General features: G+C 32.4%; 13 protein-coding genes, 7 tRNA genes and 1 rRNA gene. 19 read left to right on the forward strand and 2 right to left on the reverse strand.

Annotated features, from left to right (window positions below; all coding sequences use genetic code 11):
• From HBB17_RS18075 to HBB17_RS18135, 13 genes are all read left to right on the forward strand, one after another.
• Positions 1 to 125, forward strand: a 23S ribosomal RNA gene (locus tag HBB17_RS18075); the annotation flags it as partial.
• Between the two features lie 92 nt (positions 126 to 217).
• Positions 218 to 291: transfer RNA gene (locus HBB17_RS18080), tRNA-Asp, on the forward strand.
• 65 nt (positions 292 to 356) lie between these two features.
• Positions 357 to 429, forward strand: a tRNA-Val gene (locus HBB17_RS18085).
• A 5-nt stretch (positions 430 to 434) separates the two neighbouring features.
• A tRNA-Thr gene (locus HBB17_RS18090) sits at positions 435 to 507 on the forward strand.
• Positions 508 to 532: 25 nt separating this feature from the next.
• A tRNA-Tyr gene (locus HBB17_RS18095) sits at positions 533 to 614 on the forward strand.
• A 48-nt stretch (positions 615 to 662) separates the two neighbouring features.
• A tRNA-Met gene (locus tag HBB17_RS18100) sits at positions 663 to 736 on the forward strand.
• A 26-nt stretch (positions 737 to 762) separates the two neighbouring features.
• Positions 763 to 835, forward strand: a tRNA-Phe gene (locus HBB17_RS18105).
• A 35-nt stretch (positions 836 to 870) separates the two neighbouring features.
• Positions 871 to 943: transfer RNA gene (locus HBB17_RS18110), tRNA-Lys, on the forward strand.
• Positions 944 to 1,354: 411 nt separating this feature from the next.
• The gene (locus HBB17_RS18115; protein WP_167958904.1) at positions 1,355 to 1,987 is read left to right on the forward strand and encodes an HAD family hydrolase; all 633 of its coding nucleotides are present in this window, start codon (positions 1,355 to 1,357) and stop codon (positions 1,985 to 1,987) included.
• Between the two features lie 226 nt (positions 1,988 to 2,213).
• Positions 2,214 to 3,008 carry a pyrroline-5-carboxylate reductase gene (proC, locus tag HBB17_RS18120; RefSeq protein ID WP_167958905.1) on the forward strand — a complete coding sequence of 265 codons (795 nt, stop codon included), beginning with the start codon at positions 2,214 to 2,216 and terminating at the stop codon, positions 3,006 to 3,008.
• A gap of 62 nt (positions 3,009 to 3,070) precedes the next feature.
• The gene (locus HBB17_RS18125) at positions 3,071 to 4,228 is read left to right on the forward strand and encodes an SGNH/GDSL hydrolase family protein (RefSeq protein WP_167958906.1); all 1,158 of its coding nucleotides are present in this window, start codon (positions 3,071 to 3,073) and stop codon (positions 4,226 to 4,228) included.
• A 266-nt stretch (positions 4,229 to 4,494) separates the two neighbouring features.
• Positions 4,495 to 5,247, forward strand: coding sequence for an NAD-dependent protein deacylase (locus tag HBB17_RS18130; RefSeq protein ID WP_167958907.1), 753 nt, complete (start codon positions 4,495 to 4,497; stop codon positions 5,245 to 5,247).
• Positions 5,248 to 5,549: 302 nt separating this feature from the next.
• Positions 5,550 to 6,170, forward strand: coding sequence for a CatB-related O-acetyltransferase (locus tag HBB17_RS18135; protein WP_167958908.1), 621 nt, complete (start codon positions 5,550 to 5,552; stop codon positions 6,168 to 6,170).
• 715 nt (positions 6,171 to 6,885) lie between these two features.
• On the opposite strand, the gene hflC is transcribed toward HBB17_RS18135, so the two are convergent.
• Both hflC and hflK read right to left on the reverse strand, forming a co-directional pair.
• Entirely contained in the window at positions 6,886 to 7,749 is an 864-nt protein-coding gene (gene hflC, locus HBB17_RS18140; RefSeq protein WP_167958909.1) for a protease modulator HflC, read from the reverse strand.
• A 65-nt stretch (positions 7,750 to 7,814) separates the two neighbouring features.
• Positions 7,815 to 8,891 (reverse strand): FtsH protease activity modulator HflK, encoded by a 1,077-nt coding sequence (gene hflK, locus HBB17_RS18145; protein WP_167958910.1) that lies wholly within the window; start codon positions 8,889 to 8,891, stop codon positions 7,815 to 7,817.
• A gap of 589 nt (positions 8,892 to 9,480) precedes the next feature.
• Here hflK and HBB17_RS18150 point away from each other — a divergent pair.
• The 6 genes from HBB17_RS18150 (at position 9,481) to HBB17_RS18175 (ending at position 14,396) form a co-directional block, all read left to right on the forward strand.
• Entirely contained in the window at positions 9,481 to 10,464 is a 984-nt protein-coding gene (locus tag HBB17_RS18150) for an ABC transporter ATP-binding protein (protein WP_167958911.1), read from the forward strand.
• A 28-nt stretch (positions 10,465 to 10,492) separates the two neighbouring features.
• The gene (locus tag HBB17_RS18155; protein WP_167958912.1) at positions 10,493 to 11,404 is read left to right on the forward strand and encodes an ABC transporter permease; all 912 of its coding nucleotides are present in this window, start codon (positions 10,493 to 10,495) and stop codon (positions 11,402 to 11,404) included.
• An 86-nt stretch (positions 11,405 to 11,490) separates the two neighbouring features.
• Positions 11,491 to 11,928, forward strand: a complete 438-nt coding sequence (locus HBB17_RS18160; protein ID WP_167958913.1) for a LytTR family DNA-binding domain-containing protein — start codon at positions 11,491 to 11,493, stop codon at positions 11,926 to 11,928.
• Between the two features lie 13 nt (positions 11,929 to 11,941).
• A complete protein-coding gene (locus HBB17_RS18165) occupies positions 11,942 to 12,376 on the forward strand; it encodes a DUF3021 family protein (RefSeq protein WP_167958914.1) in 435 nt (144 codons plus the stop codon).
• Between the two features lie 93 nt (positions 12,377 to 12,469).
• A complete protein-coding gene (locus tag HBB17_RS18170; protein ID WP_167958915.1) occupies positions 12,470 to 13,249 on the forward strand; it encodes a TrmB family transcriptional regulator in 780 nt (259 codons plus the stop codon).
• A 193-nt stretch (positions 13,250 to 13,442) separates the two neighbouring features.
• Entirely contained in the window at positions 13,443 to 14,396 is a 954-nt protein-coding gene (locus HBB17_RS18175) for a carbohydrate kinase family protein (RefSeq protein ID WP_167958916.1), read from the forward strand.
• The last annotated feature ends 1 nt before the right edge of the window (position 14,397 follow it).

Consider the following 14,397-nt stretch of genomic DNA (forward strand, 5'->3'; position numbering starts at 1 on the left):
AAGATAAGATATCCCATAGCATAAGCTAGTAAGACCCCTGAAAGACGATCAGGTTGATAGGACAGAGATGGAAGTGTGGTAACACATGTAGTTGACTGTTACTAATAGGTCGAGGGCTTAACCAAAAGAATCTGACAACATGACGGAAGCAAAGATGGTGGAAGTCATGAATCAATGTGTAGTTTTGAAGGTACAATCTAAATGATATGTGCTTTATGGCCCAATGGCTCAGTTGGTTAGAGCGCCGCCCTGTCACGGCGGAGGTCGCGGGTTCGAGTCCCGCTTGGGTCGTCACATTTTAATAATGTGTGTGATAAATATAGATTTATTATAAACGTAAGTTTATAATATCCCATGGGATCATAGCTCAGCTGGGAGAGCATCTGCCTTACAAGCAGAGGGTCACAGGTTCGAGCCCTGTTGGTCCCACTTATGCCGACGTGGCTCAATTGGCAGAGCAGCTGACTTGTAATCAGCAGGTTATCGGTTCAAGTCCGATCGTCGGCTTACTTCAAAAAATTGAAGTTAATATGGAAGGGTTCCCGAGTGGCCAAAGGGGGCAGACTGTAAATCTGTTAGCTACGCTTTCGAAGGTTCGAATCCTTCTCCTTCCATTAGCAATGAAAATTGCTTAAATGAGTTAAATATGGTGTAATTAATGTCGCGGGGTGGAGCAGTCTGGAAGCTCGTCGGGCTCATAACCCGAAGGTCGTAGGTTCAAATCCTGCCCCCGCAATCTGAAAACAAAATATTGTTTTCTATGCCCAGATAGCTCAGTCGGTAGAGCAGAGGACTGAAAATCCTCGTGTCGCTGGTTCGATTCCGGCTCTGGGCATTTGTTGTGGACAAACATAACAAATAACTGAATATGGGATATTAGCTCAGTTGGTAGAGCACTTGACTTTTAATCAAGTTGTCCGGGGTTCGAATCCCCGATGTCTCACTAATAAATTGTAAAGTACTGATTTTTCAGTACTTTTTTTGTGATTTGTTATAAGTGAAAGTTGATGAATGAGATAAGCTTTTAGTCTACTTTAATAATACACGACAAATTATATTGAAAGATAACCACGTAATTAATTCACTTTTGGTGAAAGATAGATAGTTTAAAAGTGATGAGTAAATGAATTATTTTAACTGACAATAGTTGTTAACACATTTGATTTAAGAATATGATTATGCTACTATACCAGTAATTAATCTCACATACCTTAATATAAATAAAACAATATAAAAAATAATATATAAATGATATATAAAATATTATATTAAGTAATCTAAATAATAAATCTAAATAATGAGTTAAATTATAATAAGAGATTGGGTGTATATGTAATAAGGGAGGGAATAGATTTTGGAGAACATTAAGTATATATTCTTTGATATTGGATATACATTAGTAAATGAGGATGACGTTTGGGAGAAACGTTGTCAGGAGCAAGCTGCAACAGTTGAAGCAATGAGACTAGGATTAACAAAAGAGATTATTTATAAAGATATTGTAGATGCTACGATTTTATATAAACCACAGTATAGAACCGTTGTAAAAAAATATAATTTTAGAGAAATTGCACCTTATCGACACAATTTGGAGAAGTTATATGATGATACAATACCAGTATTAAAATATTTAAGTAATAAGTATAAACTAGGCATTATTGCAAATCAATCAAAAGGGTTAGAAGAAAGGCTAGATCAGTTAGAAATATTACAATACTTTACTGATATAATTTCATCATGGGATTATCAACTAATGAAACCAGATGAACAATTATTTAAAATTGGTTTAAAAAAGTCAAATTATAAACCCTATGAAGTACTAATGGTTGGAGATCGATTAGACAATGATATATACCCGGCAAAACATATTGGAATGAAAGCAATATGGATTCAGCAAGGGTTTGGTGGAATGCAAACATTTACTTTAGACAATGATCGTCCAGACAAAATAATAAAATCATTAACAGAACTATTTAATATATTATAATTATAGTTAGAAGAGTAAAAAATGAACATATTTAACAAAGTAGAGCGTAAAAGTGTTGACGAGGTTTTAAATTAAGGGTAATATAAATAAAAAATGATAAAAAGTTATACAGATACTTTGTTATTACTTTAAATTAAACGGTAGTATGTTAGGGATTTACTGGGACAAGTTTATTTAATATTTATAATAGTAATAATTTAATATATGTATATATGGAGGAGTTATTATGAAACTAGGATTTATTGGTTGCGGAAATATGGCGAAAGCAATGATGGGAGGTATAATTAAAAATAATATCGTAGAAGATGCTGATATTATGGTATCTGATTTAAATAATAGTGCTTTAGAAAATGCAAAAAATATGTATAACGTACAAACGACAAACAATAACATTAATGTAGTAAAATTTGCTGATCTAGTTGTATTGTCTGTTAAACCACAATTCTATGCAACGGTAATAAATGAAATTAAAGATAGTGTAACGGAAGATCATATTATTATAACAATTGCACCTGGACAAACTCTAGGTAGTTTAGGTAAAGCATTTGGTGAAGACAGAAAAATAGTGAGGACAATGCCAAATACACCTGCATTAGTTGGTGAAGGTATCACAGCTATGTGTTGTAATAAGAATGTAACCAAAGAAGAGGAAGCTGTAGTGTTATCAATACTTTCTGGTTTTGGTAAAGCGGAAGTTGTATCAGAAAATCTAATGGATGCAGTAGTTGGAGTAAGTGGTAGTTCACCAGCATATGTATTTATGTTTATTGAAGCATTAGCTGATGGGGCGGTAGCAGCAGGTATGCCAAGAGATAAAGCATATACGTTTGCAGCACAGGCTGTTTTAGGAAGTGCAAAGATGGTACTTGAAACAGGAAAACACCCAGGCGAATTAAAAGATATGGTTTGCTCCCCTGCAGGAACAACAATTGAAGCAGTAAGAGTTTTAGAAAAAGAGGGATTAAGAAGCAGTGTAATGGAAGCTGTAAAAGCGTGTATTGAGAAAGCTAGAAATTTATAATTGTGTGTATTTATAAAACTAGTAAAGTTTGAAAAAAGTATAGAGTATAGAGGAAATAGGGAATGGAAAATATATTAGAAAAACAAATGAAAGTAGATAATCAGTATTTACAAAAAGTTAATGGATACAAAACCGTAAAGGTTAATGATGATAATGAGCAAGTTAAACAATCTATCATGAATATTGTTGGACGTTATAGTTGGCAAAAGGATATATTGTATTTAGCATATTCAGCATCTTATATAGAATTTACATTTGAAGGTTCAAAGGCTGAAATTTCAGTAGTAACAGATTTATACAAAGATAAAGAAGGAAAAGAAGATATTTATCATGGTTGGTTAGCAATCTATGTTGATGATTGGAGTAAACCAGTTAATCGTGTTGAAGTAACCCAAAGTAAGCAACAATTTACAATATATAATTCAAAAGAGGTTAAGCCTGTAACGATACGAATCATGAAGTACTCCGAAGCAGCATTTAGTAAAATTGGTTTTGAAGGAATCTATACTGATGGAGAAGTGTTGACACCTCCAAAGAAAAAAGCTAGAAAGTTGGAGTTCATTGGTGACTCAATAACATGTGGATATGGTGTTGAGGGAGTTGCTGAGAAAGATATATTTACAACGGCACAGGAAAATCCAACATATGCATATGCCTATCAATGTGCACAGTTACTAAATGCGCAGCATCATTTGGTTAGTTGGAGTGGTATAGGAATAATTACAAACTATGTTGATGAGACAGTTAATGAACCATTTGAAGATCGTTGGTTAATGCCAGCGTTGTACGAGTACACAGATGGTGAATTAGAACGGTCTTTGGAAATTACTAATTTGGAACAGTGGGATTTTAATCGTTATACACCAGATGCAATTGTTATTAATATTGGGACAAATGACGCTAGTTATACAAGAGGTATAGAAGAGCGACAACAATATTTTGCAGAAAGATATGAAAAATTTGTATGTTCGGTTAGAGAGAAAAATCCAAATGCTTACATACTATGTGTTTTGGGGACAATGAATCAAGAATTGTGTGAAATTGAACATCAGAAAATAAAAAGGCTTCAAGAGGAAGGGGATAACAAGATACAGTTTCTTTGCTTACCAAGCCAAAATGAACAAGATGGATTAGGAACGGATTTTCATCCAAGTAAAATAACACATACTAAAGTAGCTCATTTGATAGCTGAACATTTAAAAGAAACATTAAATTGGTAATTATTCGACTAAAATAGGCTAATTTAATATTAGAATGTTAATGTTAAATTTTATTGTTAATAAGTATTGAAATAAGAGCTAATTTGGTAGTAAATTGTCTAATTAAGAGATTCACAGATTAAAAGTTAATACGAAAAATTGAATAGTTTCGTGCTAAAATAAGGGACATACCGATCCTAGAGTATATATATAGTATTATGGTAATATCAGGTGTCTCAATACTGTGGAATAAAACATATAAATAAAGTATGTTTGGAGATGATTACATGAATAATAAGATAGAACAATTTGTTACAATATTACAAAGTAGTAATAATATTGTATTCTTTGGTGGAGCAGGGGTTTCAACGGAATCTGGTATACCTGATTTTAGAAGTTCTAATGGTTTGTATAGTAAAAAATTAAATCAAAGTTTTACTCCTGAACAAGCCGTATCACATACATTTTTTATTCAACATCCAGAGGAGTTTTATGATTTTTATAAACAAAATCTAATTTATCCAGATGCTAAACCTAATAATTGTCATTATGCATTGGCCAAACTTGAAAAGATGGGGAAATTAAAAGCTGTAGTAACACAGAATATAGATGGTTTGCACCAGGGGGCTGGAAGTAAGGTTGTATATGAACTTCATGGATCGGTATTAAGAAATTACTGTACGCAGTGCAATGCCTTTTATGATGTAGATTATGTACTTAATACCAATGGAATTCCACATTGTAAAAAGTGTAATGGTATAGTAAAACCAGATGTAGTTTTATATGAGGAAGGATTAGATGATGAAATCATTGAGAACGCAATTCATGCCATTGCTACTGCAGATACATTAATTATAGGTGGTACTTCATTGGTGGTGTATCCAGCAGCAGGTTTAATTAACTATTTTCAAGGAAAAAATCTGGTTCTTATTAATAAAAGTGTAACTTCTGCAGATCAAAAGGCAAACCTTGTAATTAATGATAATATTGGTGTCGTAATGAAAGAAGCTGTTGAAAAGTTGTATGAGACAGGAAGATAAATCATTAACACAAAAATTAAATCTATGAAAACTTAAGTACTAGAGAAAAAGATAAAAATAAAAGTTTAAAACATAGAGGTCAAAATCGAAAATAAAGAAACAAAAAAGTAAGAACAGTAAAGTATAAACATAGAAGTCAAAAGTGAAGAAGTAAAAAGTGAAGAAGCCAAAAATAAAGAAGCAAAAAAAGTAAAAAAGTAAAAATAAAAAAGTCAAAAAGAGTAGTCAAAACATTAGAGTTAATAAGATAAAATTTGAAAGTATAAAATAAAAACGATGAAATAAGAAGGTAAGGTTAATCAATGGATGCGACAAAGATATATCCACGGACTGGTGATCATCAAATTGTATACTTAAAGAATGTAATAGACAGTACACAAATTAGCGTGGGGGATTATACCATTTATAATGATTTTTATAATGATCCATGTAAGTTTCAAGAAAATAATGTTCTGTATCAGTATCCAATAAATAACGATCACTTAATTATAGGTAAATACTGTTCAATTGCATGCGGCGCCAAATTTATGTTCACGTCTGGTAACCATGCGAAACAATCCTTATCCTCATATTCATTTCCTATATTTTTTGAAGAGTGGGATTTGCCTGCAAATAATATATGTAAAGCTTGGGATAATAAAGGAGACATTATTATTGGAAATGATGTTTGGATTGGATATGAAGCGGTTATAATGCAAGGAGTTACAATAGGTGATGGTGCAGTTATTGGTACAAGAGCTTTAGTTACAAAGGATGTACCACCATATACAATTGTGGGTGGTGTACCTGCTAAAGAAATAAAAAAGAGGTATTCTAGTAATACGATTGATAAGTTAATGCAATTAAAATGGTGGGATTGGCCTGAGAGTAAAGTAAAAGCCAACTTAGAGAATATTATGTCAGGATGTATAGAAAAACTATAAAAATATAGAATTAATGATAAAATATTACAAAATAATACTAGACTAAAGTCTCATATTGGTGTATAATATTGGAAAACGATGTAATTCATATGCAGTTATAAACAACTTTCTAATACAAATGTGGAGTGATCAATTTTATCAATTCTAAAGCAATATTCTTAATTCTCTTCTATATATAAGAAACTTATATAATATGTATATATTTCTTATAGACAGGAGCCTTAATGAAGGAAGCTCTTAAGGACTTAATTTTCGTAAACTCATATGGGAGAACCTCCTTTCATAAAACCTTTTTTATAACGTATCATATTTTTATGTTTTTAAAATTAATACGTTATCTTAATTCTAATGGTTTGTTTTTACTAGCATAATTTCTCGTTCCTGTATTAGCGGTATACCTATAGTCAGGGAATTATCGTTTTTTATTGGGAAATAGGTTTCGGACAAGTAATCAATATCTTCTATTAAACATATATAGGGTGAGAAAAAGGGATGAGCAATCATCCCTTTTTTGGTTAACTAATTTTAAAATGCTTAATACGCGTTTGGTTTCTTAATTCAATTAGTCTATCATATCTGAAATGTTATCAAATTGAGTAGCAAATTTTTAATGAATAATTCGAATCTCATTACACCAACTGTTTGATTAATGAAAATCGTTGTATAGTATTAAGAAAAGTATTCTTAACATCTATAGTGTTATCATAGAACTGAACTAATTATTTTCATAAAAAATCTGTGCTAGAGGTGAATCCTTTGATAAAATCAAAGTTTTGTTATCGCCTTTAAGTGATTCTTTGGCTGCATCAAGAGAGCGTACAAATGAATAGAAATCACTACGTTCTTTATTAGAGTACGCTTCTTCTAATATTTTCATGTATTCGGATTCACCTTCTGCAATCAACTTGTCTGCTTCAAGATCTGCATTGGAAAGCATGACATTTATCTCATTATTTGTTGTATTTTTAATTTGATTAGCTTCGGAATTACCTTCAGCAGTATAGGTGGTCGCAATATTTTCACGTTCTGAAATCATACGTTCATAAACAGCTTCCTTGTTACTATCAGGTAGATCAAGATGTTTAGTCTCAATTGTTAATAATACAATACCATATTGATCCATTGTATTTCCAATGTTTTCAAATACTTTACTACTTAGTTCTCCGTCACGTCCAGTAATTAACTCATTCTGCGTAAGACTACCAATAATGGTTTTCATGGCATTATAGACAGCTACATCAATACGACTTTCTGCATTGGTTACAGAAGCATTTAAGGTTTGTGCAAATTTAATTGGATCAGATATTTGCCAGGTAACATAGCTATCTGTAATCATTGTTTTCTTATCTTTTGTAATGACGTCAGAAGTCGATAGGTCATATAAAAGTATGTTTGCTGGTACTTTCTGAATGGATTGGGTAAATGGAACCTTAAAGGAGATTCCTGCATCTGTCCGAATGTTCTCAATTTTTCCAAACTCTTTAATTACACTATATTCATCCTCATTGGTGATAACTAGGCTTTGAGTTATAACAATGAGTGCTAAAACGGCGATAATGCCTATAATTGCTTTTTTCATATATAATACCTCCAGTTTTCTGTATAAAAGTACAAGTAAGCTTCTTTAATGATTCGGTACGTAATTTAATTAGAAGAACCAGTAGAAGAACCAGAAGAAGAATCAGAAGAAGAATCAGTTTTTGAACTACTTGTCGAGTTTTTACTTTCGCTTGATGTTGAACTGTTTTTCGTAGTGGAAGAGGATTTGCTTGTGTCTGTTCCAGTGAAACTATCTAAAGGTAAAATCTTTTGAACAGAACCATCTCCACTATCAATAATAACTTCAAGAGAAGGCAATAGTTCTTCCATGGCTTCATAGAACATACGCTTCTTTGTTATCTCAGGATTTTTAACGTATTCTTTGTACATTGCGTTAAACATAGCTACTTGGCCTTGTGCTTCATTAATACGTTGCGTTTTCTTTGTATTTGCTTCTTGGAGAATATTATCCACATCCGCCTCGGCAGCAGGTAATTTTTCATTTCTGTATTTCTGTGCATTATTAATAATGGTTTCTTTTTGTTGTTTAGCAGTTTCAACAGCCTTAAAAGCCTGCATAACTTCAGCGGTAGGAGGCTCTGCATCCTGAATAGTTATATTAACTAATTGTAAGCCAAGATCTTGGTCATCAAGCTTGTCCATAATCATTTCTTTGATCGTTGATTGTATTTCACTTTTTCCATCTGTTAAAACGCTATCTACTTTGTAATTGCCAACAACTGTACGAATACAACTTTGAGAAATGTTTTTTAATATTTCAATTGGTTTTTCTGAACCGTATAAATATGTAGTGGGATTACTTACTTTATATTCTACATAAAAATCAACATTTACAAAATTAAAATCATTTGTAATCATCATCGATTCATCATTATTATATTCATTATTATCCTGATTATAGCCAATGGCAAAACCACGAATGGTTGTATCAATTCTGTGAACTTGTTGTATAAATGGTATCTTAAAATTTAACCCTGGACCAACAACTGCAGTAGCTTTGCCCAATGTAGTAATTACGCCTTGTTCTTGTTCGCTAACAGTGTAAACTGTGTTGAATGCTAGTAATAGCACAATAATTGCTGCACCAATAATCTTGGCTATGAATAGAACTCTCTTTTGTTCTTTGTCATAAGGGGAGTTTTCTTTATTTGTGTTTTTCATACATCTACCTCTCTTTTCTCATTACTTTGTTTATTCCACAGCACTTAATCAATTCGTTTTGTCTCAAATCGGTTGAAACTTGGTTGGTGTGTTTTCATGATCAAGTAGCAGTGTTCACAATCGGATATTATATTTTACAAATAATTTAACCGATTTATTCAAGGGTTAACAATAGTATACCATAGGAGACCGGGGATTTCTTAATGAATTCATAAATGTTGGATTAAAATATCATTAATTAAGTGAAATGCTACCCTATTTGAAATAAATGAATAAGTCCAATTATATGTAAGCTACGCTATTAGAGATAAAAAAATAACTTGTAATTCACTCCATAAATAAAAAATCTTTTATTATAGGTCATTGTATTAAGTTAAAATTCGTTTATATGTAGGTAGTTGTATTTAGAATAAAAAACGGTTTATATGTCAGTCATTTCACTAAAAATACGCTTAAGAAAAATATACAATTATGTAAGTCACTTTATCAAAAATGAAAAATACCTCCTTTTATATGCAAGTCACTTGTGTAGTTATAGTAATAAAAATAAAACTTTACTATAATGCAACTAGAAAGAAGGAGGAGTTATATGTATTGTATAGAAGTTGAAAATTTGACAAAGACCTTTGGAAATTTGGTTGCAGTTGATCATATTAATTTTAAAGTTGAAAAAGGTGAGTTATTTGGTTTTTTGGGAGTAAATGGTGCAGGTAAGAGTACAACAATCAACATGTTATGTACACTATTAGAACCCCAAAGTGGAAATGTAAAAGTTTGCGGTCTAGACTTGGGAAAAGAAGATACAAAAATCCGAAATAAGATTGGAGTTGTGTTTCAAGGAAATACACTAGATGAGTTATTAACGGTAAAGCAGAATCTTGAGTTACGTGCATGTTTATATGAAAAGGATCGTACCATTCGAAAAAAGAACCTTGCATATATATACGAAATGTTGGAGTTAAAGGATATATTAAAACGTTACTATAAAGATTTGTCAGGTGGACAGAAGAGACGATGTGAAATTGCAAGAGCATTAGTAAATCGACCAGAGATCTTATTTCTTGATGAACCAACAACAGGTTTAGATCCAATGACAAGACAAATGGTATGGCAAGTACTAGAACGTATGCAGAAGGAGTTAGGGATGACAATATTCTTAACAACGCATTATATGGAAGAGGCGGTTAAAGCAAATCATATTGGAATAATGGATACGGGAAAATTAATTCAATATGATACACCGTATCAGTTAAAAGAAAAGTTTGCATATGATCAACTTCGGTTATACACACAAGAGCAGGGGCAACTTAATAATGTTCTTACACAATGGTTTACTAAGAATAGAGATATCATGATTGCAGAAAAGAATAAAACAATAAGCCAAGAGAGTAAGATAACAGGTTTTGATAACATTGTTCAAAAAAGCGGATACATAATGGTTCCACTAAAAAAGACGGTAGATGCGATGCCAATACTTCAAGAAGTGCGTCCATATATTCAAGGGTTTGAAGTTGTTCAAGGTACAATGGATGATGTCTTTTTAAATGTAACAGGACGACAATTAGATAATTAGAAAGCTAACGAAAGTAAGGAGCGTTTATATGAAAGAGATTGGAGCACTAATTAAACGAAATATGATCGTATATTGTAAGGATAAAAGCAATTTATTCTTTTCATTTTTAACTATGTTTATTGTAATTGCATTACAACTTTTATTCTTAGGGGATATGAATGTTGACAACGCGGAAGACATGTTAATGCAATCGGGATTGATCAGCCAATCTACGGCACATTCTTATGCTGTTAATCTAGTATATTCATGGGTCGTAGCAGGAATTGTAGCGGTTAATGCAATAATGGTTACCAATAATGTATTAGGCGTAATGGTAAATGATGAAGATAAAAAAAGGATGCCTAGTTTTTACGTAGCACCAATTAAAAGAGCAAAATTAATCCTGGGGTATAGTTTAACTGCGGTTATTATGGGAGTATTATTAAGTCTTGTAACCGTAATTTTATCAGAGATTATACTAGTGTGTGCAGGAGGGACGTTATTATCCTTCATTGAGTGGGTAAAAGTATTTGGAATTATTGTGATACATGTATTTTGTACGGCGAGTTTTGTATTTTTACTCTGTTTATTTGTTCATACAGCCAGTGCATTTTCGGGATTAAGTACAGTGATTGGCACATTAATTGGTTTTACCACAGCCTTGTATATTCCAATGGGAACATTACCAAAAGCCGTTCAGGATGGATTAAAGTGTTTTCCTATGCTACACGCATCATCAATGTTAAGGGAAGTGTTTACAAAAGAACCAATAAGGGAAGCATTCGCAGGTGCTAATGAAAGTGTTATTGCAGAGTATAAAGAATACATGGGAATAAGTATAAAGGTTGGTGCAAATACATTAGCAGATCAATATAAGATGCTAATTATTATTGGAAGTGGTATAATATTCTTGTTGATTTCGTTAGTAGTAGTACGAAAGAGACGAGTTACCGATCGATAATCATGTAAGTATTGCGTTCTTTGTGAGTGGGGACAACTGTGCCTTACACAAAGTCAAAAGACTTATGAAAGGGCGTGAGGGTTAGTATGAAAATTATTATTGAAGATTGTAGAGCTGATGAAGAAGAATCCATTACAATAAGAAGTAAAGGAATGGATGAGGCAACATTACAACTGATATATGCACTCAAAACAAAGAGCCAAAGAATTGTAGGCATTAGCAACAATAAAACGGTTATGGTGAATCCAAAAGATATCTACTACTTTGAAACCGTAGACAATCGAGTATATATATATTGCAAAGAAAATGTATATGAAATACGAAAGAAACTCTATGAAATTGAGGAGGAGTTTAAAAATACAGAATTCTATCGTGCATCTAAGTCCGTTATTATTAATTTAAATAAGATTAAATCGCTAAGTCCGGCTTTTAATGGGCGATTAGAGGCACTGTTATACAATGGGGAAAAGGTTATCATATCGAGACAATTTGTCCCTGCACTAAAGCAAAAACTAATGCTGTAGAGGAGGTAGAATCATGAATCGAATAAAAGATATGATGAAAATATTTGTGAATGTTTTAGCGGGGAGTACAATATCAGCGGCTATATATATTCAGATTTTTTACAGAGATGAAGCATTTCAAGGAGGAGAATTGTTATGGCAATTAATCATTGCTGCATTTTTATGTTCTTTATGTAAGGTTATACCTGAACCAAAGAAAGAGTTAAGTAAATGGCGGCTACTTCTTCATATACTTCTCTTGTATATCTATGAAATTACCGTTATGTTAAGTTGTGCGTTCTTTTTTAAATGGATAGATGAAGATCATATTAGTTCCGTCATCTTATTTATAGCATTGGTGACAATTGTGTTCTTTCTAATTGCAGCAGGATTATATTATGCAGGTTTACGAGAAACAAAAGGACTCAATGAAAAGCTAAAACGTTACCAAAATAAAAACGAGGAATAAAAACAAACAAAATTAATTTGACAAATAATAAAAATCACTTATAATAGTAGTATATATTGTACTACTATTATTTGCGTTAATGGAGGTGATTTTATGGAAGAGTTAATAACGTATCTATGTAATTTACATTTTACGAGATTGGAAGCGCAAATTTATGTTACACTTCTTGAAGGGGGAGAATTAACAGGCTATCAAATAGCAAAAAAGATTCACATATCTAGATCCAGTGTTTACTCGGTTTTGGATAGTATGCATCAACGAGGTATTCTTCTATTACTGCCAGGGGAGCCACTTGTCTATAAGGCAGAAAACCCAGATACACTTATACCAAAATTAAAACGACAGTTTGCGGAAAATGCAGACGAGGCGCAACAAAAGCTAAAAAATATTGTGCAGGATACAGGGCAAGAACAATTCTTTAATATTCGAGGATTTGATAATGTCGTTGCAAAAGCCAGGGAGCTTTTGTTGTTAGCCAAAAAAGAAGTGTATATGAACACAGACTTTTCTTTACATTTATTTGAAAAAGAGTTTAAAGAGTTGAATAAAAGGGGGGTGCGTATTATTGTATTCTCCTTTGCAAACTTAAATTGTACAGGATTAGATATTGAATTCTATTCCCATTATCGAGGAGAATGTTCAGAGGGACATCCCACAAGAATGATGCTGGTATCCGATATGAATGTCACATTGGTAGCAGATGCCTATAAAGATCGACCGGAATTTCTCGGAACAGTTACACAAAATAGTTTAATGGTTTCTATCATTTCGGAACACATTCATAATGATATATACCTTCTTCGATTACGAGAAAAGAAAAATTTTGTATTTGATGATTCGATAACAATAGGAACGATGCTTGAAAAGAGATAATTAAACTTGAGATAAAAAAAGTAGACATAATAGGAATAGATATAATAAGAAATAGAAATAACAAAGTTACAGATACCAAGAAGTAAAGAGAACTAAAGTTAGAGGTAACAAAAAGTAAAGATAACAAATGTTAATGATATCAACAAATAGAAATTACAAGTAATAGAATGTAATTAATAATGAGGGGGATAAAATGAAGAAAATTGTAATAGCGGGACTAGTCAATGTAGAAACTACGGTTAAGGTAAGGGAGTTTCCGATTCCCTATTATCCAATTGACTTTACCACAGATGGGGTTCATAGTAGTGTATCAGGAGTAGGTTACAATCTTGCAAAAGCATTTCAAACATTAGGAGATCAAATCTCTATAGCAACCTATATTGGAGAAGATGAAGAAGGAAAACGAATTGAGCGGGCATTTTTGGAGGCAGGAATCAATACCCAAGGAATTATTAAAGACTTGAATGATACGCCACAATCAGTTATTTTATATGAATCGGATGGAAGACGGCAATGTTATTGTGATTTAAAAGATATTCAAGATAAAGAATATACATCATTGGGTATGGATAATTTATTGGACGGGGCAGATTTGGTCTGTGCATGTAACATTAATTTTTCTAGAGCATTGTTACAGGAAGCGAAGAAAAGAAATATTTGTATTGCTACGGATGTTCATGTTTTGGGTGATATTAATGATGCATATAACAAAGAGTTTATGGAAGCAGCAGATATATTATTTCTTAGCGATGAAAATATACCAGTTGATGGTGAGGATTCATCATTTCAGGCACCAAGGAATTTCATAATAAAATTAAAGGAGACATATTCAAGTAGTATTATTGTTATGGGATTAGGAAGTAAGGGAGCACTTCTATATAGTCGTAAGAAAAATCGATTCTATCATGTAGCAGCAGTTACCACTAGAAAAGTAGTGAATACGGTCGGTGCTGGAGACTCTTTATTCAGTGCGTATTTACATTTTTATATACAGGGAGTTGATGAGGTGGAAGCACTTACTCGTGCCGTTACGTTTGCATCCTATAAAATTGGAGAGAGCGGTGGAGCAAAAGGATTTTTGCCTGAAGAGGAGTTGCTAAAGCTATGTAATACTTGCAACTATTGTGTTACGGAATATGAAATATAGA

The sequence above is a fragment of the Anaerosporobacter faecicola genome (genome assembly GCF_012070565.1).
Classification (GTDB): Bacteria; Bacillota; Clostridia; order Lachnospirales; family Lachnospiraceae; genus Anaerosporobacter; species Anaerosporobacter faecicola.

Coding starts and splice junctions, on each gene's coding strand:
- HBB17_RS18160 (WP_167958913.1), top strand. CDS start 11,491: ATGAAAATTATTATTGAAGATTGTAGAGCTGATGAAGAAGAATCCATT.
- HBB17_RS18170 (WP_167958915.1), top strand. CDS start 12,470: ATGGAAGAGTTAATAACGTATCTATGTAATTTACATTTTACGAGATTG.
- HBB17_RS18155 (WP_167958912.1), top strand. CDS start 10,493: ATGAAAGAGATTGGAGCACTAATTAAACGAAATATGATCGTATATTGT.
- HBB17_RS18130 (WP_167958907.1), top strand. CDS start 4,495: ATGAATAATAAGATAGAACAATTTGTTACAATATTACAAAGTAGTAAT.
- HBB17_RS18125 (WP_167958906.1), top strand. CDS start 3,071: ATGGAAAATATATTAGAAAAACAAATGAAAGTAGATAATCAGTATTTA.
- HBB17_RS18175 (WP_167958916.1), top strand. CDS start 13,443: ATGAAGAAAATTGTAATAGCGGGACTAGTCAATGTAGAAACTACGGTT.
- HBB17_RS18165 (WP_167958914.1), top strand. CDS start 11,942: ATGAATCGAATAAAAGATATGATGAAAATATTTGTGAATGTTTTAGCG.
- proC (WP_167958905.1), top strand. CDS start 2,214: ATGAAACTAGGATTTATTGGTTGCGGAAATATGGCGAAAGCAATGATG.
- hflC (WP_167958909.1), bottom strand. CDS start 7,749: ATGAAAAAAGCAATTATAGGCATTATCGCCGTTTTAGCACTCATTGTT.
- hflK (WP_167958910.1), bottom strand. CDS start 8,891: ATGAAAAACACAAATAAAGAAAACTCCCCTTATGACAAAGAACAAAAG.
- HBB17_RS18150 (WP_167958911.1), top strand. CDS start 9,481: ATGTATTGTATAGAAGTTGAAAATTTGACAAAGACCTTTGGAAATTTG.
- HBB17_RS18135 (WP_167958908.1), top strand. CDS start 5,550: ATGGATGCGACAAAGATATATCCACGGACTGGTGATCATCAAATTGTA.